This is a genomic window from Burkholderia sp. FW306-1C-G01B, from assembly GCF_058781685.1.
The window spans coordinates 419,684-439,246 of the sequence record NZ_JBYSWZ010000003.1 but is presented as its reverse complement, the minus strand read 5'-3'; the positions used below and the strand labels follow the sequence as shown (position 1 = coordinate 439,246).

General features: G+C 68.6%; 16 protein-coding genes and 1 pseudogene. 4 read left to right on the top strand and 13 right to left on the bottom strand.

The window, feature by feature from the left end:
• Window positions 1-66 precede the first annotated feature (66 nt).
• Window positions 67-831: an IclR family transcriptional regulator gene (locus AC3WLY_RS09450; protein ID WP_034184341.1), complete on the bottom strand. Its 765-nt coding sequence runs from the start codon at window positions 829-831 to the stop codon at window positions 67-69.
• 230 nt (window positions 832-1,061) lie between these two features.
• Between AC3WLY_RS09450 and AC3WLY_RS09445 the strand changes: the two genes are divergently transcribed.
• The 3 genes from AC3WLY_RS09445 to AC3WLY_RS09435 all read left to right on the top strand — a co-directional run bounded on the left by AC3WLY_RS09445 (window position 1,062) and on the right by AC3WLY_RS09435 (window position 4,761).
• Window positions 1,062-1,964, top strand: a complete 903-nt coding sequence (locus AC3WLY_RS09445; protein WP_425132423.1) for an HpcH/HpaI aldolase/citrate lyase family protein — start codon at window positions 1,062-1,064, stop codon at window positions 1,962-1,964.
• Window positions 1,965-2,154: 190 nt separating this feature from the next.
• The gene (locus AC3WLY_RS09440; protein ID WP_175963833.1) at window positions 2,155-3,237 is read left to right on the top strand and encodes a porin; all 1,083 of its coding nucleotides are present in this window, start codon (window positions 2,155-2,157) and stop codon (window positions 3,235-3,237) included.
• Window positions 3,238-3,282: 45 nt separating this feature from the next.
• Entirely contained in the window at window positions 3,283-4,761 is a 1,479-nt protein-coding gene (locus AC3WLY_RS09435; protein ID WP_492308980.1) for an MmgE/PrpD family protein, read from the top strand.
• 21 nt (window positions 4,762-4,782) lie between these two features.
• Here AC3WLY_RS09435 and AC3WLY_RS09430 read toward each other — a convergent pair whose 3' ends face one another.
• The 10 genes from AC3WLY_RS09430 to AC3WLY_RS09385 form a co-directional block, all read right to left on the bottom strand.
• Window positions 4,783-5,712 (bottom strand): LysR family transcriptional regulator, encoded by a 930-nt coding sequence (locus AC3WLY_RS09430; RefSeq protein ID WP_492308981.1) that lies wholly within the window; start codon window positions 5,710-5,712, stop codon window positions 4,783-4,785.
• Window positions 5,713-6,003: 291 nt separating this feature from the next.
• On the bottom strand, window positions 6,004-7,023 hold the full coding sequence (locus tag AC3WLY_RS09425) for a cyclase family protein (protein ID WP_492308982.1): 1,020 nt from the start codon (window positions 7,021-7,023) through the stop codon (window positions 6,004-6,006).
• On the bottom strand, window positions 7,020-8,513 hold the full coding sequence (locus AC3WLY_RS09420; protein WP_492308983.1) for an MmgE/PrpD family protein: 1,494 nt from the start codon (window positions 8,511-8,513) through the stop codon (window positions 7,020-7,022). The genes AC3WLY_RS09425 and AC3WLY_RS09420 overlap by 4 nt, the downstream gene beginning before the upstream one ends.
• Window positions 8,510-9,382, bottom strand: a complete 873-nt coding sequence (locus tag AC3WLY_RS09415) for an HpcH/HpaI aldolase/citrate lyase family protein (RefSeq protein WP_492308984.1) — start codon at window positions 9,380-9,382, stop codon at window positions 8,510-8,512. The genes AC3WLY_RS09420 and AC3WLY_RS09415 overlap by 4 nt, the downstream gene beginning before the upstream one ends.
• Complete coding sequence (locus tag AC3WLY_RS09410; RefSeq protein WP_492308985.1) at window positions 9,379-10,617, bottom strand: CaiB/BaiF CoA transferase family protein; 1,239 nt, start codon at window positions 10,615-10,617, stop codon at window positions 9,379-9,381. The genes AC3WLY_RS09415 and AC3WLY_RS09410 overlap by 4 nt, the downstream gene beginning before the upstream one ends.
• Before the next feature lie 102 nt (window positions 10,618-10,719).
• The gene (locus AC3WLY_RS09405) at window positions 10,720-11,883 is read right to left on the bottom strand and encodes a quinone oxidoreductase family protein (RefSeq protein WP_072445218.1); all 1,164 of its coding nucleotides are present in this window, start codon (window positions 11,881-11,883) and stop codon (window positions 10,720-10,722) included.
• A gap of 57 nt (window positions 11,884-11,940) precedes the next feature.
• Window positions 11,941-12,528, bottom strand: coding sequence for a hydrolase (locus AC3WLY_RS09400; protein ID WP_204420686.1), 588 nt, complete (start codon window positions 12,526-12,528; stop codon window positions 11,941-11,943).
• Between the two features lie 9 nt (window positions 12,529-12,537).
• Window positions 12,538-14,022: an MFS transporter gene (locus AC3WLY_RS09395; protein WP_310134116.1), complete on the bottom strand. Its 1,485-nt coding sequence runs from the start codon at window positions 14,020-14,022 to the stop codon at window positions 12,538-12,540.
• Window positions 14,023-14,483: 461 nt separating this feature from the next.
• Window positions 14,484-15,527, bottom strand: a complete 1,044-nt coding sequence (locus tag AC3WLY_RS09390; RefSeq protein ID WP_492332662.1) for a lipase secretion chaperone — start codon at window positions 15,525-15,527, stop codon at window positions 14,484-14,486.
• Between the two features lie 3 nt (window positions 15,528-15,530).
• On the bottom strand, window positions 15,531-16,622 hold the full coding sequence (locus tag AC3WLY_RS09385) for a triacylglycerol lipase (protein WP_492308987.1): 1,092 nt from the start codon (window positions 16,620-16,622) through the stop codon (window positions 15,531-15,533).
• A 506-nt stretch (window positions 16,623-17,128) separates the two neighbouring features.
• Between AC3WLY_RS09385 and AC3WLY_RS09380 the strand changes: the two are divergent.
• Window positions 17,129-17,239: pseudogene (locus tag AC3WLY_RS09380) on the top strand (integrase core domain-containing protein); the annotation flags it as partial.
• A gap of 10 nt (window positions 17,240-17,249) precedes the next feature.
• On the opposite strand, the gene hutC reads toward AC3WLY_RS09380, so the two are convergent.
• Window positions 17,250-18,005, bottom strand: a complete 756-nt coding sequence (gene hutC, locus AC3WLY_RS09375) for a histidine utilization transcriptional repressor HutC (RefSeq protein ID WP_072445201.1) — start codon at window positions 18,003-18,005, stop codon at window positions 17,250-17,252.
• Between the two features lie 63 nt (window positions 18,006-18,068).
• Window positions 18,069-19,562 carry an HAL/PAL/TAL family ammonia-lyase gene (locus AC3WLY_RS09370; protein WP_034184352.1) on the bottom strand — a complete coding sequence of 498 codons (1,494 nt, stop codon included), beginning with the start codon at window positions 19,560-19,562 and terminating at the stop codon, window positions 18,069-18,071.
• Between the last annotated feature and the right edge of the window lies 1 nt (window position 19,563).

Below are 19,563 nucleotides of genomic sequence, written 5' to 3'. Positions count from 1 at the left end.
CTCCTGGTTGGTGTGTGCGTCGTTCGATGCGGACTTCGAAGTGCGCGCGCTCGGTCGCGCACGGCGCTACTCGAGCAGCACGCCAAGCTGGTCGGCCGCGCGGAACGCCGCGCCCGCGGCGGGCAGATCGCCGCCCAGCGCATGCGTCAGCTCGGCGGCGGCCGCCTGCACGCGCGGCAGGTAGTCGGCCAGCACCTTCTTGTTGAAGCGATAGCGCGGCACGCCGAGCGAGATCGCGCCGCTCAGCACGCGGCCGACGCCGAACGCCGGGCACGCGATCGCCGCGCTTTCCGGGTCGCGCTCGGCGATCGACACCGCGTAGCCTTGCTCGGCCGTCTTCTCGTAGTCGCCGCCGCGCGTGCCGCTGAACGCGAGCAGCACGCGCCCGGCCGCGCCGACGTCGAGCGGGAAGCGGTCGCCCTCGCGCAGATGCGTGCGCACCGAGCGCTGCGCCTGGATGCGGAACAGGCACACGCGCTGGTCGCCTTCGCGCACGTAGAACGCGGCCGTCTCGCCGGTTTCCGCCGACAGCTTCGACAGGATCGGCATCACGTACTCGCGCAGCTGGAACGACTCGCGATACATCATCCCGAGCTGGAACACGGCGGGCCCCAGCACGTAGCGCCCGTCCGGCAGGCGCTTGATGAAGCGGAACTGCTCGAGCGACTCGAACATCCGCAACAGCGTGCTCATGTTGAGCCCCGTCTCCTCGCTGACCTGCGCGAGCATCAGCCCGCCGGGCGCGTTGCCGAACGCCAGCAGCGCAGTCAGCGCGCGGTTGACCGCGGCCACGCCGCCCTCTGCCGGATTGCTTGTCTCCACCTTGTTCATGTCCACCTCGTGCGTGCCGGCAGAGTCGTGCCGCATCGCGGCTGCCGGCATCAAAAAATGAAAGTCACTTTCATTATACGCAGATCATCGATGACATCAACATGAATCCGCGCCGCTTCGGTCGCTCATCTTCTTGCAACCGCCTTTGAAACTAGGCGTTAACGATAATCTTGACGAATGCCCTCATCCATCACAAAAATGAAAGTGACTTTCATTTTGCGAGATCAACGATGAATTCGTCGCCTCAACCCGTCTGGCGTTCGCTGCTGTACGTCCCCGCCCACGTCCCCCGCTTCGTCGCATCGGCCGCCGCGAGCGACGCCGATGCACTGATCCTCGATCTCGAGGACAGCGTCCCGCCCGCGTGCAAGGAGGCCGCCCGCGACGGGCTGGCCGACGCCGTGCCGGCACTGCGCGCGCCGGGCCGCGACGTGCTGGTGCGCGCCAACGGTCCGCTCGACCTGCTGGTGCCCGACCTGCGCGCGGCCGTCCGGGCCGGCGTGGACGGCGTCGTGCTGCCGAAGGTGCGCGGCGGCTCGCACGTCGAGGCGATCGACGAACTGCTGGCCACGCTCGAGGAGGAAGCCGGCGTGCCGCCCGGCGGCACGCGGATCGTCGCGATCGTCGAGACGCCGCGCGCGTTCCAGTCGATGGACCGGATCGCGCGGGCATCGCCGCGCGTCGTCGCGATGATGCTGGGCGGCGGCGACTTCGCGCTGAACTGCGAAAGCGGCGCGGGCGCCGACGTGCTGCGCGTGCCGAAGCAGCTGCTGATCATCGCCGCGCGCGCCGCCGGCATCCTGCCGCTCGGCCTCATCGGCGGCCTCGACGAGCTGCGCGATCTCGACGCGTTCGAGCGCCTCGCGCGCGCGTCCGCGGAGCTCGGCTATGCGGGCGCGACCTGCATCCATCCACGGCAGGTCGGCGCGCTCAACCGCGCGTTCCGGCCCGACGACGACGCGGTGCGCGACGCGCACGCTGTGCTGGCCGCCTACGACGACGCGCGCGCGAACGGGCGCGGCGCGCTGCGCGTCGACGGCAGGATGGTCGACGCGCCCGGCGTCGCCCGCGCGAAGCGCGTGCTCGCACGTCACGCGGCCGTGCAGGCGCGTGCCGACGGCGCGCCCCGGTGATGCGCGCGCCGCCCTTCATCGCCGTTCATCCCTGCGCACGCGCGCGTCGCGCGGTGCACGCGTGCGTTCCACCGCGCCGCTGCCCGTTCGCCGCCCGGCCCGGATAGCGGCGCCCCGCCGCACCGCCGCACCGCTCGACCGGCGCGGCGCCGCATTCAAATAAATAACAAACCCTGGAAGGAGACAAGCCATGGGCAAGCGGATGTCCGCACTGTGCGGACTGGGCCTCGTATCGGCCGGCGCCTGCGCGCAGAGCACGATCACGCTGTATGGCGTGGCCGACATCTATACGGAATTCCTCACCCACCAGGCCGCGCCCGGCGACAAGTCGTCGGCATCGCTCGTGCGGATGGCGTCGGGCGGCAAGAGCGGCTCGCGCTGGGGCCTGAAGGGCGTCGAGGAACTCGGCGGCGGCTGGCAGGCCGCGTTCCGGCTCGAAAGCGGCATCAACCTGAACAACGGCACCGGCACCGGCGCGGGCGGCTTCGACCGCTCCGCGTGGGTCGGGCTGCAGCACGAACGCTGGGGCGCGCTGCGGCTCGGCCACCAGTACTCGACGCTGTTCGACGTCATGGAGCGCTATTCGCCGACGGGCGCGTACTCGACGCTGTACGAGCCAGCCGGCGCGATCGTCGGCGTCAACTTCCGCGAGAACAACGTCGCCAAGTACCTGGCGAAGATCGGCTCGCTGACGCTCGAAACGCACTATTCGTTCGGCGGCACGCCCGGCGCGTTCCAGTCGAACGCCGCCTACGGCGCCGGCTTCGACTATGCCGGCGGCGCCTTCTCGTTCGCCGCCGCGTTCGACAACGTCAACACGCCGCAGCCGGGCAGCTTCGCGCATTTCCGCCGCTACGCCGCCGCCGCGATCGTGTCCGTCGACCGCGCGCAGCTGCTGGCCGGCGTCACGCACGGCCAGAGCGGCGTCGCCGCGCCGTCGGTCGTGACGCACTACACGTTCTGGTGGGCCGGCGTGCGCTACATGATCACCCCTTACCTGCAGGCGATCGGCGCGTTCTATTACGAGGACATCCGCGCACTGAATCCGCCGAACGCGCAGACGCCCGCGCCGCACCCGGCCAACCCGCAGCAGATCACGCTGCAGCTGAACTACTTCCTGTCGAAAGCCGTCACGCTGTATCTGGCGGGAGGCTACGCGCGCCGCGCCGCGCTCGATTTCGACAATTACAACTACAACTTCCTCCACTACTCGCTGGCCGCCGACCGCGCCGGCAGCGCGGGCGCGGCACTCGGCCTGCGCAAGCTGTTCTGAGCTCGCCTCTCCCCCAGTTTCAGGAACCTTCGGAGTCATCGCACCATGAACCGCCGCCACTTCCTTGCCACGCTGACCGGCGCGGCGCTCGCGCTGCCGCTCGCCCATGCCCGCGCCGGCGCACTGCCGGCCGCCGGCGTCATCACCGGCCGCCCGGATCTCGCGCAACAGCTCGCCGACTACGCGGCCGGGCTGCAGTATCGCGACCTCGACGCCGCAACGATCGAGACGATCAAGGCGCACCTGATCGATGCGCTCGGCTGCGCGATCGCCGCGCACGACGAACGCCCGGTGCGGATCGCGCGCGACGCGGCGCTCGCATCGCCGGGCGGCGTATCGACGATCGTCGGCACGAACCAGCGCACGAGCCCTGATCTCGCCGCGTTCGCGACCGGCACCGCGCTGCGCTACTACGATTTCAACGACGCGTACGCCGGCAAGGAGACCGGCCATCCGAGCGACAACATGTCCGCGTGCCTCGCCGTCGCCGAAGCGCAGCATGCGAACGGCCGCGACCTGATCCTGTCGATCGCGATCGCGTACGAGATCGCGTGCCGGCTGATGGACGCCGCCGCGATCAGCCCGCGCGGCTGGGACCACACGTGCTACAGCCTGCCCGCCGTCGCGCTCGCCGCCGGCAAGCTGATGCGCATGCCCGCGCCGCAGCTGGTGCAGGCGGTGAACCTGTCGATCAACAGCCATCTCGCGCTGAACCAGACGCGCGTCCAGCAACTGTCGAACTGGAAGGCGCTCGCCGATGCGGACGCGGCGCGCAACGCGGTGTTCTCGACGCAGCTCGCGCGCGCCGGGTTGACCGGCCCGTCACCGATTTTCGAAGGCATGGCGGGGTTCTTTCCGCAGGTGTCCGGGCCGTTCGCCGTCGACACGCGCGAATTCGGCGGGCGCGGCGGCGCGTTCCGGATCGGCAAGTGCTTCGTGAAGTTCTATCCCGCGCAAGGGCTCACGCAAACCGCGATTCCGGCCGCGCTCGACGTCGCCGCGCAGGTCGGCGACCTGCGCCGCATCCGGCGCATCGAGATCCACACGACCGAAGTGGGCTACGTGACGGCCGGCCGCGACCGCGAAAAATGGGCGCCGTCGACCCACGAGACCGCCGATCACAGCCTGCCGTACATCGTCGCGCGTGCGATGCTCGACGGCGACATCACGACCGAGAGCTACCGGCACGACGCGCTGCGCGATCCGGCGCTGCGCGCGCTGATCGAGCGGATCACGGTGCACGAAGACCCGGCGCTGACCGCCCGCTATCCGGCGCAGGCGCCGAACCGGGTGACGGCCGTGCGCGAAGACGGCACGACCTGCGCGAAGCAGGTGGACGACCTGCCCGGCTCGCCGACGCGGCCGATGCGGCGCGACGACTACGACGCGAAGTTCACGAAGAACTGCCGGCGACACTGGAGCCCGACGCAGATCCGCACTGCGCTCGATTACCTGTGGCGGCTCGACGAGCAGCCCGACGTCGCCGCGCTGCCGCCGCTGCTCGTCGTCGGCCGACCCGCGTGAACGGCCCTGGGGCGGCTCACGCTAAGCCTCCGCCGCGATGCCGTGCCGCTCGAGCGCTTCCGCGACCTCGACGATGCGGCCGCGCAGCCACGCGTGCGCGTTGCTGCCGTCGTAGCGGCGGTGCCAGTACAGCGACCACGCGACGGGCTCCATCGCGAGCGGCAGCTCGCGGATCACGAGCCGCGCATCGTCGAGGCTCACCGCATGCCGCTCCGACATGATCACCGCGTACGGCAGCGCATCCAGCATGTTCGGCACGACGAGCCAGTGCGGCACGTTGAGCGCGATGCGCCGCGTGCAGTTCATGTTCGCGAGCAGGTTGTCGACCAGGCTGTGGTCGACCGGGTTGATCGTCACGTTGAGGAAGTCGAGCGCGAGGAACCGTTCGAGCGTCAGCGGCCTGCCCGCGTCCGGATGGCTGCGGCTCATCACGCAGACCATCCGGTCATGAAACACGGTTTGCGACGACAGCGTGCCCGAATGTTCGAGGCCCGCGCTGACCGCCAGGTCGAGCAGCCCCGATTCGAGCGCGTCGGCGGTCTTGGCGGCGCTCATGTGCACGACGTCCATGCCGATATTCGGGCTGGTCAGGCGCATGCAGCGCAGCAGGGCCGGCAGCAAAAGCAATTCGGTGAGATCCGACATGCGCACCGTAAAATGACGCTCGGACGTAAAAGGATTGAATTGATAATCCGATTCAAATAATTCCTCGATTTGTTGCATGATTTGTCGAATCGGCATGGCCAGCGCCTGTGCGCGCGGCGTCAATTCCATGCCGACCGCGGTGCGCGCCAGGATCTCGTCCTTGAACACGAACCGCAGCCGCGCCAGCGCGTTGCTGACGGCCGGCTGCGTGAGGCCGACCTTCTGGCCGGCCCGCGTGACCTGTTTCTCCGTCAGCAGCGCATCGAGTATGACCAGCAGGTTCAAATCGATCGAACGTAGATTCATGTTTGCGACCATCCACTAAACAGGTTAATCACCGCCTCCGATCGCGATTGCGAAATTCCGCAATCGGAGCAATCCCCTGATATTTAGTGCAACGCACAAGAATAGTCCAATCTTGACTTGTCGATATTTTTTAGATAACGGGCGATATTATTTATGGTTTTAAATTAAATTGCCCGTTTCGCGTCGATTCTTCTGAATACCTTGTCAATCGGCAATTGAATTCGCACTTTGCGCAAGCCGGTCGCGCTGCAAAAAAAGTGCGGGCGGCCGCCGCCACGGCCGCCCGCACGCTCAAACGGTCGCGACAGGATTCACCGGCGCGCCGACCAGCCCGCGGATATGCAGCGGCGGCGCGGTCAGCAGAAACCGGTTCCGGCGGTGCGCATGCAGCCAGTTCGCGAGCGGCGTCAGGTGCCACAGCTCGCCGAGGTGAATGCCGAGCTTGAACAGGCACAGCTCGTGCAACGGCATCAGTGCGCCCGGTTGCGCGAGCGGCTGCGCATGCTGCGGACGTTCCTCGATCGCATGGTTGTCGGCCACGAGCGCGGCCAGCCCCGATTCGTCGATCCATTGCAGCAGCCGCGCATCGCTGCTGTCCAGCACGCACGCGCTCGCGACCGTCGCCGGCGATCCGCCGTCGTCGTTCAGCAGCAGATCCGCGAAGCCGGTGTGAAGGCAGACGATGTCGCCGCGCTCGACCTGCACGCGGTCCGCGTCCATCACCTGCATCAGCTGCGCGAAGCCGACCTTCGTGCGCGCGTCGCCGAAATGACGCCGCAGGTCGATCAGCACGCCGCGCCCCTGCACGCCCGTCTGCGCCATCACCTCGATGCCGAGCGCGCGCGCGCCGCCCGTCGCGTCGCCTTCCTGCGGCACCCGCAGATGCTCGCCCATCCGGAAGCCGTTGTAGAACACGATTTCAGGCACGCCGTCGTCGTCCGCGTCGAACAGGCCGCCCACGTGCGACAGCGCATCCCATTGCGTCGAGAACTGCGAGTGCATGCAGAACGAATCGTCGCAGACCACATCGGTTGCGTTCGCAACCTGTTCGTCCGCGCGATAGCCGAAGTACGGCTTGCCGCCGAGCAGCGCCGGCATGATCGCCGGCGGCCGGCGCCGCGCGTTCAGCCCGCCGCCGCGCGGCACGTCGAGCGGCAGGCTCAGCGAGAACGACAGCCCTTCCCGAACCTCGGCTGCGCCCTGCCGCACCTTGTCCGGCGTCAGCCAGTTCAGCCGCCCCTTCTGGTCGTCGGGACCGAAATCGCCCCAGTTCGAGCCGGGCGGCCGCTTTTTCCAGCGCGGTGCATTCAAGATCGGTGTCCTCCTTCAGACCCTGACGTCAGCGCCGCAAGCGCGTCGAGCGGCGCATCGTCGGCGAGTGCCTGCACCGCGTCGCGCAGTGCGAGCGCGCGCGCCGTGCCGAGCGCCGAACTCGCCGCCAGCACGAATTTCGCGGTGAGCTCCTGTTCGGTCAGCGGCCGCGAATTCGTGCCCTTGCTCGACTCGATCCGCGCCTCGCGCATTTGCCCGTCGCGCAGCTCGACGCGCAGCACGGCCGGCAGGAAAGTCGGGAAGCGTGCGTCGCACCACGGATCGGCCACGCAGCGCACCTTTGCGGCCAGCGCGCGCCGTGCGGGGTCCTGCGCAAGCGCATCGCCGAAATCGTCGAACCAGACGCCGAGCCCGCCGCCGCCGAGCAGCGCCGCCGCGACCGTGTACGGCCCCGAGAACGCCGCCGCATAACCGTTCGGCGGATTCGCCTTCAGTTCCGCCGGCTCGCCGATCGTGCGCAGCGTCGACGTCGCGACCCGCAGCTCGGCCGACACCACGTCGTCCGCCGTCACGCCTTGCGCCTTCAGTTGCAGCGCCGCGTCGATGCCCGGATGCGTGAAGTGGTTGCACGGATACGGCTTGAAGATGATCCGGCTCGTCTCCCATTCGTCGCCCAGGTCGCGCAGCACCGCGTCGACGTCGGCGAGGTCGCCGCACCACGCGTGGAAGAAGCCGAAGCGGCCTTCGAGCGCGGTCGGCGGCGCGGTCACGCCCGCGCCTGCCAGTTCCGCCGCGCTCACGCCCGCGTGCGCCGCCCAGCCGCAGTGGATCCGCTTCACCGAGCCGCCGGTGCGGTTCGCTTCGAGCAGGCCCGCGCCCATGCTCGCGGCAATGCCGAGCGCCGCCGCGATCTGCGCGGCGTCGAGCCCGAACAGCATCGCCGCGGCCGCCGCCGCGCCGACCGTGCCGCAGATCGACGTCGCGTGCTGGCCGCGCTCGAAGAACACCGAATTGCCGAGCCGCTCGTTGTACGCGGCGACCCCGAGCCGGATGCATACCTCGGTGCCGACCGTGATCGCATCGAGCAGCGCCGCGCCCGACGCGCCGCTCGCCTGCGCGGCGGCGAGCGCGGCCGGAATCACGGACGCGCTCGGGTGCAGCACCGACAGCATGTGCGAATCGTCGAAGTCCATCGCATGCGCGAGCGTGCCGTTGACGAGCGCGGCGCTCGCGGCCGGCAGCCGGTCGGGCGCGCCGATCACGCTCGCCGGGCCGGTGCCGGCCCAGCGCCGCGCAACCTGCAGCACCGACTGCGCGACCGGTTCGTCGTGCGCGATCAGGCTGTTGCCGACCACGTCGAGCACCCGCGCGGCGGCCTCGACGCGCAGCCTGCGATCCAGCCCTTCGGCGCGCACCGCCGCCGCGAAGCGGCCCAGCGCGCCGACGATGCCGTCGGGCGGCGCGGGCCGGTTCGGTACGGTCGTATCGGCGGCCGCCGCCGGCGCGGAAAGCGTGTCGGGTGTGCTCATGCCAGTGCTCCACTGAGTCGAAGATTGTTCGCGAGCGCGAGCGTCACGCGCGCGTTGGCGATCAGCGGCGGCGCGACCACGCGGCCGTCCGGCAGCACGAACACCGACGACGCCGAGGCCTTGCCCGCCGCCGCATCGACCGCCTCGAGCACACGCTGGGCCGCGCGGATCTCGTCGTCCGACGGCGTGAACACCTCGTTGATCACCGAAAGCTGCGACGGATGAATCGCGAAGCGGCCGACGAACCCCATCGATTTCGCGCGCAGCGTCGATTCCTTCAAACCGTCGAGATCGGGCAGCGTGTGATAGACGGTCTGGATCGGCCCGTTCAGCCCCGCCGCGCGCGACGCGACCACGCAGCGCGCGCGGCACACCTCGAGCGTGAAGTTGTCGACGCCGATCTGCAGATCCGCGCGCAGGTCGCTCTCGCCGAGCCCGATCCGTTCGAGCCGCGGCGACGCGGTCGCGAGCTGGTAAGCCGTCTCGACGCCGTACGCCGACTCGATCAGGATCTGGATGCCCGCCTCGCAGCCGAGCGCGTCGAGCCAGCCCGCCACTTCCTGGATATGCTGCGGCAGGTCGCACTTCGGCAGGCGCAGCGCCTGCAGCGCGGGCTGCGCGATCGCGTCGACGTCGTCGCGGCACCACGGGCTGCCGATCGGGTTGATCCGCACGTACGTCGGCTTCGGCGGACCTTCCGCGAGAATCGCGGCAGCCGCCTCGCGTGCTTCGGCCTTGTGGCTGGCCGGCACGGCATCCTCGAGGTCGAGCACGACGGCGTCGGCTTCGCTTGCATACGCCTTCTCGACCACCTGCGCCTTGTGCGCGGGCACGTAGAGGTAACTGCGGTAAGTTGCGCTGGTTTTCATAGAATGCCCCGTTCGGTCAAATCGGCGATCTCGCGCCGCTCCAGTCCCAATGCGCCGAATACTTCATCGTTGTGCGTGCCGCGCGCAGGCCCGCCCCAGCGGATCGCGCCGGGCGTGTCGGACAGCCGGAACGGCACGTTGTGCGTGCGGAACGCGCCGAGCTCCGCGTCGGGCACCGACACGATCGAGCCGAGCGCCACGTACTGCGGATCGCGCAGCACGTCGGCGACGTCGTAGATCGGCGCGACCGCCGCCTGCGCGCGCTCGAATTCGGCGATCACGTCGTCGCGCGTGCGCTGCCCGATCCAGCCGCCGACCGCCGCATCCAGCTCGTCCGCATGCTTCGCGCGCTCGGCGCCGTTCGCGAACCACGGTTCGTCGATCAGGTCCGCGCGGCCGACGAGGCGCATCACGCGCTCGGCGATGCTGTGCGCCGACGTCGACAGCGCGACCCACTTGCCGTCCGACGTTCGGTAAACGCCGCGCGGCGAATTGTTCGGCGAACGGTTGCCGGTGCGCTCGGGCACCCGGCCCGTCTGGTCGTAGCTCGCGACCTGCGCGCCCATCGCCGCGAGCATCGTCTCGATGATCGCGAGATCGACGACCTGGCCGCGCCCGGTGCGCTCGCGCGCCTTCAGCGCGGTCATGATCGCGAATGCGGCGGTCAGCCCCGCGACCGTGTCGGCGAGCGGGAACGACGGCAGCAGCGGCGGCCCGTCCGCCTCGCCGGTGATCGACGCGAGCCCGCTCATCGCCTCGGCCAGCGTGCCGAAGCCCGGGCGGCTCGCATACGGGCCGAACTGGCCGAAGCCCGTCACCCGCACGAGCACGAGCCGCGGGTTGAGCGCGGACAGCACGTCGTAGCCGAGCCCCCAGCGTTCGAGCGTGCCGGGCCGGAAATTCTCGACGACCACGTCCGCCTGCGCCGCCAGCTCGCGGAAGATCCGCTGGCCGTCGGCCGTGCCGAGATTCAGCGTGACCGCCCGCTTGTTGCGCGCGAGCACCTTCCACCACAACGGCACGTCGTCGCGGCGCGCGCCGTACTTGCGCGCCGGATCGCCGTCCGGATGCTCGACCTTGATCACGTCGGCGCCGTAGTCCGCGAGCATCGTCGCCGCGAGCGGGCCCGCGAACAGCGTCGCGGCGTCGATCACGCGGATGCCGTCGAGCGGCGCCGGTCTGGAGGCGTCCGACGCCGTGCCGGCGTCGACATCCCCGATTTCCACAGTGGCCATGCCGTTCTCCAGTCAGATGGATTGCACGGCGCGCCGTGCGCCTACATCGTCTGCATGACTAATCGTCGTGCAGCGATGCGGGCGCGGCGCGCGACCTGCCGCTCAGACGGCATTGATCCGGTAGATCGGGAAATACGTCTGGATCTTCCCGTTCAGGTAGTCGGACGCGAGCTTCGGCACCTCGTCGAAATCGAAGATCTCGGTCGGCTCCTGGCCGATCCAGCCGCTCGTTTCCTGGAAGTCGCGGATCGTGATGCTGTCGTCGTAGCGCCACGCATGCGTGTGGATGTGCAGGCGGCGGTTGATGCATTCCGTCGCGCGCAGGTTCCACAGGCGCATCCCGGTCTTCCAGCCGACCGTCGTGACGATGCCGGTGCGGCCGACCACGCGCATCGTCGCGCGATACAGCGCACCGCCGAGGTTGTCGAGGAAGATCGCGACGCCGCGGCCGCCGCTCAGTTCCGCGATGGTCTCCGCGAACACGCGCTCCGACTCGCGATAGCTCGCCTGGTACTCGGGATCGGTCTTGTAGCGCTCGTCGTCATACGCGAGATTCGGGAACTTGCGGCGATCGACCGGCGTGATGCCGAGCTTCGCGAGCTCCTCGAGGCGCCGGTCGTTGCTCGCCGTCATCGCGACGCGAAAGCCTTCGCGCTTCGCGAGCTGCAGCTCGGCGAGCGTCGTGCCGCCGCCCCAGCCGAATACCAGGTAGTCGGCCGGATCGACGTCCGGCAGCTGCGAGCGCCAGCACGCCGACGCCACCTTCCAGTTGTCCCACGCGGTGAAGTAGCGGCCGTACGTCGCCCATTGCAGCAGCGAATGCCGGCTGTCGGTCGGCACCGCCACGAGGTTGTCGGCACGCATCTTGGTCCGCTGCGCCATCACGCCGATCGTGCCCGGCGCGTCGTACGCATAGACGAGCTCGGCGAACCCGTATTCGTCGCGCTTGCCGAACGGCATCACCATGCAGATCTCGCCTTCCTTCAGCGTCTTCACGCCGCTGCCGCGCTCGACGATGCGCACCAGCGCACCGTTGCCGAGCACGATCTTGTCCTCGCGGCGCTGCCGGCAGATGTCGACCGGATTGCGCGACAGCGCATGGTCGAGGTTCGCTTCCCACGATCCGTACAGCGGCTCGACCAGCACCTCGTCGGCTTCCAGATCGGAGAATTCGAAGGTTTCGCGACGCAGCTCGCCCGCCACGGGCGCCTGCTTCCTGCTCGGTTCCGGTCCTGCGTAGAGAACCCATGCATCGGTCTTGATCATCGTCATGCCTCGGTAAATGACTCTGTATGAATGTGCACGCCGAACACGCCGCCTCGTTCAGCGCGAATACGCCTGCTCCAGTGCCGCCTCCACGTCGGCCGTCGCCGCGACCTGCCCGAGCTTCGGGAAGATCTGCGTCAGCGCGAAGTGCTGCGCGTCGGCGGACGACGTGCTGACCGCGTCGCTGACGACGACGACGTTGTAGTTGTTCTCGTATGCCTGGCGCGCCGTCGATTCGACGCCGATGTTGGTCGCGATCCCGGTCAGCACGATGTCCGTGATGCCGCGCCGGCGCAGCTGCACGTCGAGGTCGGTGCCGGTGAACGCGCCCCACTGGTGCTTCGTCACGACGATGTCCGACGGCCCCACGCCGAGCGCCGGCGCGAACGCGCTCCATTCGGGATCGAGATTCGGCGGCGCCGACGGCGCATCCGTCCTGACCTTCAGCGCCACGCCGCCGTCCGGCTGATAGCTCGTGTGCACGTAGATGACGGGAAGCTGCAGCGCGCGGAACGCGGTCGCGAGCTCGACCGTCTTCGCCACGACCTGCGCACCGGTGTAGGGCACGACCGGCAGCGACACGATGCCGTTCTGCAGATCGATTGCGACCAGCGCGACCGTGCGATTGAGCGTCGGAATGGACATGTCAAAACCTCACTTCTGTTGGGAGATGGAAGAAGCGGCGGCATCCAGGTGCCGGCTCGATGCCGCGTTGAGCAGCAGCAGCACGCTGACGACCGCCAGGACGATGGCCAGCTCGCGCAGGCCGCGATCGCTCGCCGGATGGCCGAGCGCCAGCCCGACGAGCGCAAACGACAGGCTGCCGCCGACATACTGCGCGGTGCGGTACAGCCCCGAGGCCGTGCCGATCCGGTCGTGCGGCGCGCTCTGGTAGAGCGCCGCCTGGTTGCCGAGATTGTTGAAGCCGTTCGGCACGCCGAACACGATCGACAGCAGCACGATCGACCAGACCGGCATCGCGCTGGTGAGGAGGCTCATCACGACGCTGCCGATGCACAGCATCGCGGAGCCGACGATCAGCACCGGCCGCGAGCCGTGACGGTGCGCGACGCGGGTCGCGAGCATCGTCGCCACCGTGCCGACCCCGGCGATCGGCAGCATCACGAGGCCGGCGTCGGCGGCGGACAGGCGCTTGGCCTCCTGCAGCCATATCGGCAGCGCATAGAAGATCGCGTAGAACACCGCGTAGGTGCCGACGCAGCGCAGGTACGTGCTCGTGAGCGCGCGGTTGTCGCTCAGCATGCGGATGTCGATCAGCGGCGTCGCGGCCAGCCGCTCGCGCCGGACCAGCAACGGGCACAGCACCAGCGTCGCGACGAGCAGCAGCCAGTCGGGCTCGCGCGACACCGATTGCAGGAACAGCAGCAGGCTCGTGAGCGTCAGGACGAACAGCACGACGCCGGGCAGGTCCAGCTCCTTCAGCGTGCCCCGCAGCGTACGGCGTTGCCGCGCGCCGCGCGGGACGACGTCGGCCGGAATCCACAGCCACGCGAGCACGAAGGCCAGCAGCACGATCGGCACGTTGATCCAGAAGATCGCACGCCAGCCGGCGAACTGCACGAGCGCGCCGCCGAGCGGCGGCCCGAACGCGACGGCCACCTGCGCCGCGACCGAGATCGCGCCGAGGCCGCCCGTCGGCGTCGCACCGTTCGCATGCTGTTGCGACCACGTGCGGATCATCGCCATGCCGGCCGGATACGCGGCGGACGTGCCGATGCCGAGCGCGACGCGCGACGCGATCAGCCACCCGAGCGACGGCGCAAACGGCGCGAGCGCGGACGCGATCAATACGATCGCGAGGCCGATGCAGAAGATCCGCTTCGCGCCGAACCGGTCGGCGAGCCGCCCCATCGTCGGCTGGCCGACGGCCGTCGCGAGATAAAGGCCCGACACGAGCCACATCGTGTCGATGCGTTCATGCGCGGCGCCCTGCGGGTCGAACGCCTGCTGGATGCTGACGAGCGCGACCGCGATCATCGACGAGTTCAGCGCATTGAGCAGCGTGCCGAGCACGATCGGGCCCACCAGCCTGCCCGGCAGGCGCAGGCCCGTCGCGCGCCCATTGCCGCCGGGGGACGAGGGTGTTGCTTGCGCAGGTCGATCGTGATTCGTTTTCATGGCATCGTCGCGTGGTGAATTCGCATCGCCCGATCAAATTCGAACGTGCGTTCACCTTACCGTTACGATTGCCGTGAATGAAATGGATTGTTGCGATGCACACATTCGTCGCTTGAATGCAGATCGCGAACCGGATGCGCGAAAGCGGCCCCGGCTAGCCGGGAATCACATCGGCAAACAAACCGCGTCCCTTGCCGGACGGGCATATCCCGGGAGCGCGGCAGATCTTGCCGAGCGCGTACGAAATTATTTGCGCCGTGTGCTTCCATCGGCCAACGACTGTTTTATGCGGCGGTGCAATGGGGATTCAGAGCGAGGGCTCTAGAGCGGCATACCGGTTCTGCAACGAGGCTCGTCTCGACCGCGCTGAAGCGCCGACAAACCACGCGCTGTCGACCGTTATCGACAACGCGTTGCGGAAATCGCTCGATATACGACGATCCGCTCGATCGCACTCCGATCTATTGCGTGCGCGTCGACACGCTGCCGTGATCGAGCGACGCCGCACGCAGCGCCTCCCCCGGCTCCGTAAAGTAGCGCTGCCGCAACTGCGCGATCTGCGCATCGCGATCCTGTGTCGACAGGTTCTGCGCATCGATCTGCGCGCGCTGTGCCGCATATTCGTTGTACTTCGCACGCCACGCGTTGTCCGCCTGCTGCATCTTCACGACTCGCTCGGCAGCCTCCGGCCCGAGCGTTTGCGCGAGCTGCACGCGCATTTCATCGGGCGTCGCGTTTGATTTCTGCATGTGGTCGATCTGCGCGATCGCGTTGTCCTGCTCCTTCTGGCGTTCCAGCTCGGCGCGCCGATCGGGCGGCAGTTGCTGCTCGAGCGCGGCAAGACCCGCCGCCTTCTGTTCCTCGGTCAGCGACGGATCGCGGACGATCTTCAATCGTGCGAGATCGTCTCGCTGCAGCGTCTGCTCGGCGCCGACGAACGGCTCGCTCCAGTCGCCGAGCGTGCGGCTCGCGATCGCCGCACGCCGGTCGAGCGCGAGCTGCAGTGCCGCGAGGTCGAGCTTGTCGTCCACGGCGCCGCCGCCCGGCAGCTTCGCGAGTTCGGCGAAATACGCACGGTAGCGCTGCCAGACGTCGAGCGCCTCGCGTTGCGCAACCGTGCCGTCGAGCTGCGCGGCAACCGCGCGCGCGACGAGCGCATCGAGTTCCGCGGCGCGCAACTGGTTTTGCGCGGTCAGGAAATAATCGAAGAAGCCGCGCACGGCCACGACCTTTGCGAGATGGCCGTGCGCATCGAGCGGCAGGCGCGGCGCAGTCGAGCCGGCGAGTGCCGAGGGCAGCCCGCTTGCGCCGAAACCGGGCACGGTGCTCGCCGCCGTGCCGCCCGCCGATGCGGACGACACGGCCCCGGCAGGCGCGACGCCGGACATGCCGGCGTCGCGCGTCTTCCGGGCGTCGAGCCCATACCAGAGCGCGCCGGCCGCGACGACGCCCGCTGCCCCGTAAAGCGCGACGCGTCGCGCGATGCCGCTCTTGCTACCTGTCATCGCTTACACGCCTTGCGTTTTCAGCCGGTTCGCGTGCGTGCGGATCGCCGCAACCGGATCCTCCACATTCGCGCCAAGCACGCCGAGAATCTGGTTGATCGCATCGGTGTGATCCCAGTGATACGTGCCGAGCACCTGGCCGAACTGCGCGCTACATTGCGATACGACGCCGTCGTTCGGACCGGAGCCGCGATTGATCATCACCGTGCCGCTGCCGAGCAGCGCCAGCGTGGCCGGATCGAGCACGTTCGCCGGATCGGTGGCCCCGCTCACGCTCGTATCGACGGCACCCGTCACGCCGGCCACCGTCGTTGTCGGCTGGATCGCCGTGCCGCCCCACGAATAAAGCAGGTGCGTGTTGCCGTTGACCGTCTCGGTCGACGCGCCCGTCCGACACGAGCCCGGCGCACCGAGACCCGCGCTCGGAAATTTCTGGTTGTATTCGGCGGCCTTCGCTGTCGTCAGCACCGACAACGCCTGGATCGCATTCTGGTTCGTATTGAAGTTGCTGCTCGTCAACGTGCCGAGCGCATTCGCGAACGCGCCGAGCACGACCGACGACAGGCCGGTCGGATCCGCCTGCAACAGTTGCTGGACGAAGTCCGCGAATTGCGAACCCCAGTGCGGCGTGCTGATCGTCGTCACCGATGCGACCAGTTCCGGCGCAACAGACGCAACATAACGCGACGTCAGGCCGCCCTGGCTATGGCCGATCAGATTCACTTTCTGCGCGCCCGTCGCCGCGAGGACCTGCTTCACGTAGGCAAGCAATTGCTCGCCGCGCCCGTTCGGGCCATCGTCGCTCTGATAGCCGGACAGATTGGCAACGTATACCTTCGCGCCGTGCGCCTGCAGATCCGCCGGAATGTGATACCAGTACTCGACGACGCCGCCATACTTGTCGGTGCCGGTCAGCCCGTGCACGAGAATGATCGGGTACTTGGTCGCCGCATAATCGTCGACGGCGGTCGTCGCGGCGGAAGCGGCCTGCGCGCCGGCCAGCGACAGAATGGTTCCAACACTCGCGGCGGGAGCCGCGTTCATTGCGAATGCGACCACGGCCGCCGCTGTCTTCGCTCGTATCGATCTGCTCATCTTGTTCTCCATTTTTTACGTGCATGTCAGTTGCTTGAGGATGAGGACGCGAGAATCGCCGATGCAGCGACGCTTCCGGCACTGAAGCGTCGCCCGGGCGGGGGATGTCGGCCATACCGGCCTCGACGGCCTGGCGCGACACACACCGATGCCCGAAAACGAATAAAAACGAACACAAACGAACGTTTTCGCACCGGCAGGCGAAGTGAATCACGTTAAGCGAGACTGCGCCGACGGTTAGACAGGGCCCTCCAGTCAGTTGACAACGGGTGCATCAACCGCTAAATCCATCGCTCTTCCTCGATGTCTTGCGATCCCGGCTGTTGCGGCTGTGCGCCGACGCGCATCAAACGGATCAATCGCGCCCGGGTGACCTGCCCTGGAATTTTCGGAACCGGCGGCAGCGTTTCGGCGGCCTGGCGGCGGACGACGTCAAGCGGCTCAAGCTACTCAAGCTACTCGAGCAGAAGCACGCAGGGCTGAAGAAGATGCCGGCGGGGTGTGCCCTGAGGTGGGCCGCGCGCAACGGCATGGAGATGGCACTCGACGAGCCGGGCAAGCCCTGGCTGAACGGCGCCGACGTGGACGAAAGTTTCAACGGCGAGTTCCGGGATGAATCAACGCCCCCTACACCCGCCCCGCCAGATGAAACCGCGACGCCGGATGCCACAACCGCACCGACGTCGCGATGTGCTCGCCGACCCACGTGCGGCGGCTCAACAACAGACACGGCTCGCCGATTTCCATCACGAGATGCCGGCGCACCTGCGCATTGGGTTTCTCCGCGTAGATCCGGAACTCCGCACGCTGGATCGGCGCGAGCCGCACCATGTAGTGATTCGGCGTCTCGATCGTGAAGTCCTGTTCCAGATACGCGGGAAACAGCGCCGGATTGACGTAGCGATCCTCGAACTGGATCGGCTCGTCTTCCTCGTAATGCACGATGCGCGAATGGAACACGGGCCCCGAACGCAGCCCGAGCGCTTCGACCGCCTCCTGATCGTCGCTGCTTTCGATCAGCAATACGCGCGCGCTGTGCCGGTGGCCGCGCTCCGCGATCTCGTCCGCGATGTTGCGGATTTCCAGCACCGTCGATTCGTAATGCCGCCGTTCGACGAACGTGCCGGCGCCCTGGATCCGGGTCAGCACGCGCTCGGCGGTCAGCTCGCGCAGTGCGCGCGACACCGTCATCCGCGCGACGCCGAATTCCTTGACCAGTTCGGCCTCGGTCGGAATCGCGCCGCCGGGCTTCCAGTCGCCGTTCGCGATCCGCTCGACGACGTAGCGCTTGATCTGCTGGTAGGCCGGCAATGCGCGCGCCGGCACGCCGTCGCCCGGTGCGCCCGCCAGCCGGCCGGCAAGTTGTCGTTGCGTTTCGTTCATGCGCCCTCGATCGAATGAATGATGGATCGGCCGTCGCGTCGCTCGGCGGCCGGCCTCCGGCCGTTACATCACGGGCGGCGGCACGCTCGCGACGATGCCGGCGGCGATCGCGATGTCGTCCGCGAGCGGCCGGTCGTCCCGGTACACCGGCACGCGTTCGCGCACATGCCGCCACAGCGCGTCGGTGGGTGCGGCCCGCGATGCGCCGTCCGCCTGCAGATCGTAGGCCTGTGCGGCGGCCAGCAGCTCGATCGCCAGCACGCGCGTCGTGTTCTCGATGATGTCGAGCGCCTTCAGCGCCGCCGGCGTCGCATGGCACAGGTGATCTTCCTGCAGGCCCGACGTGATGCCGCCGTCGAGGCTCGCCGGCGCCGCGAGCCGCTGGTTCTGCGCGACGAGCGCGACCGCCGTGTACTGCGCGATCATGAAGCCCGAACAGGTGCCGCCCGGCGTTGCGAGAAACGCCGGCAGCCCGCTCACGAGCGGATTGACGAGCCGGTCGAGACGCCGTTCGGCGATTGCCGCGACCTGGGCCATCGCGGCCGCGAGGCTGTCCATCGCCAGCGCGATGCCCGCGCCGACCGCATGCGCCTGCGAATGGACGGTCGGCGCGTCGCGCGTGCCGGCCACGATCGGATTGTCGGTCACCGACGCCAGTTCGCGATCGACCACCTCCGCCGTCACGTCGAACACGTCGCGCGCCGCACCGTGCACGTGCGGAATCGTGCGCAGGCTGAGCGGATCCTGCGTATGCCGGCCGCTTGCCGCCGCGAGCATCCCGCTGTCGGCAAGCAGCGCACGCAACCGCGCGCCGACGTGCCCGATGCCGGGCGAAATCCGCAACGCAAGCGACGCCGGATCGAAGGCGGCGAGCTGCCCGCCAAGGTTCTCGAAGCTCGTCGCCGCCACCCAGTCGGCCCAGTCGAGCAGCCGCTCCGCGCGCGCGAGCGCGAGCGCGGCCAGCCCCGTCACGCACGGCGTGCCGTTGACGAGACTCAGCCCTTCCTTCGCGCCGAGCACGAGCGGCTCGCGGCCGATGCGGCGCAACGCCTCGTCGCCGCGAATCCGCTCGCCGCGGTGGCGCGCATGGCCATGGCCGATGCAGACCAACGCGACGTGCGCCATATGGGTCAGATAGCCGACCGAGCCGTGCGCCGGCACCTCCGGCAGGCAATCGTGTTCCAGCAACGCGACGAGCTGGTCGACGACGTCGGCGCGCACGCCCGAATGCCCGTGCGCGTAGTTGTTGATCGCCGCCGCGACGATCGCGCGCGTTTCCGCCGCGCCGAGCGGTGCGCCCACGCCGACCGCGTGGCTCATCAAGATGTTGCGCGACAGCGTGCTCTGCTGCGCCGGCGACACGATCACGTCGCACAGCGCGCCGACGCCCGTATTGACGCCATACGCGCGGATGCCGCGCGCGACGATTTCGTCGACGAGCTCGCGCGCCGCGACGACACGTACGCGCGCATCGTCGGCCAGCGCGAGCGGCTCGCCGGCTGCCACTGCCGCGACCTGTCGCCAGTCGAGCGGCTTTGCCGAACGGAATACGGTCATG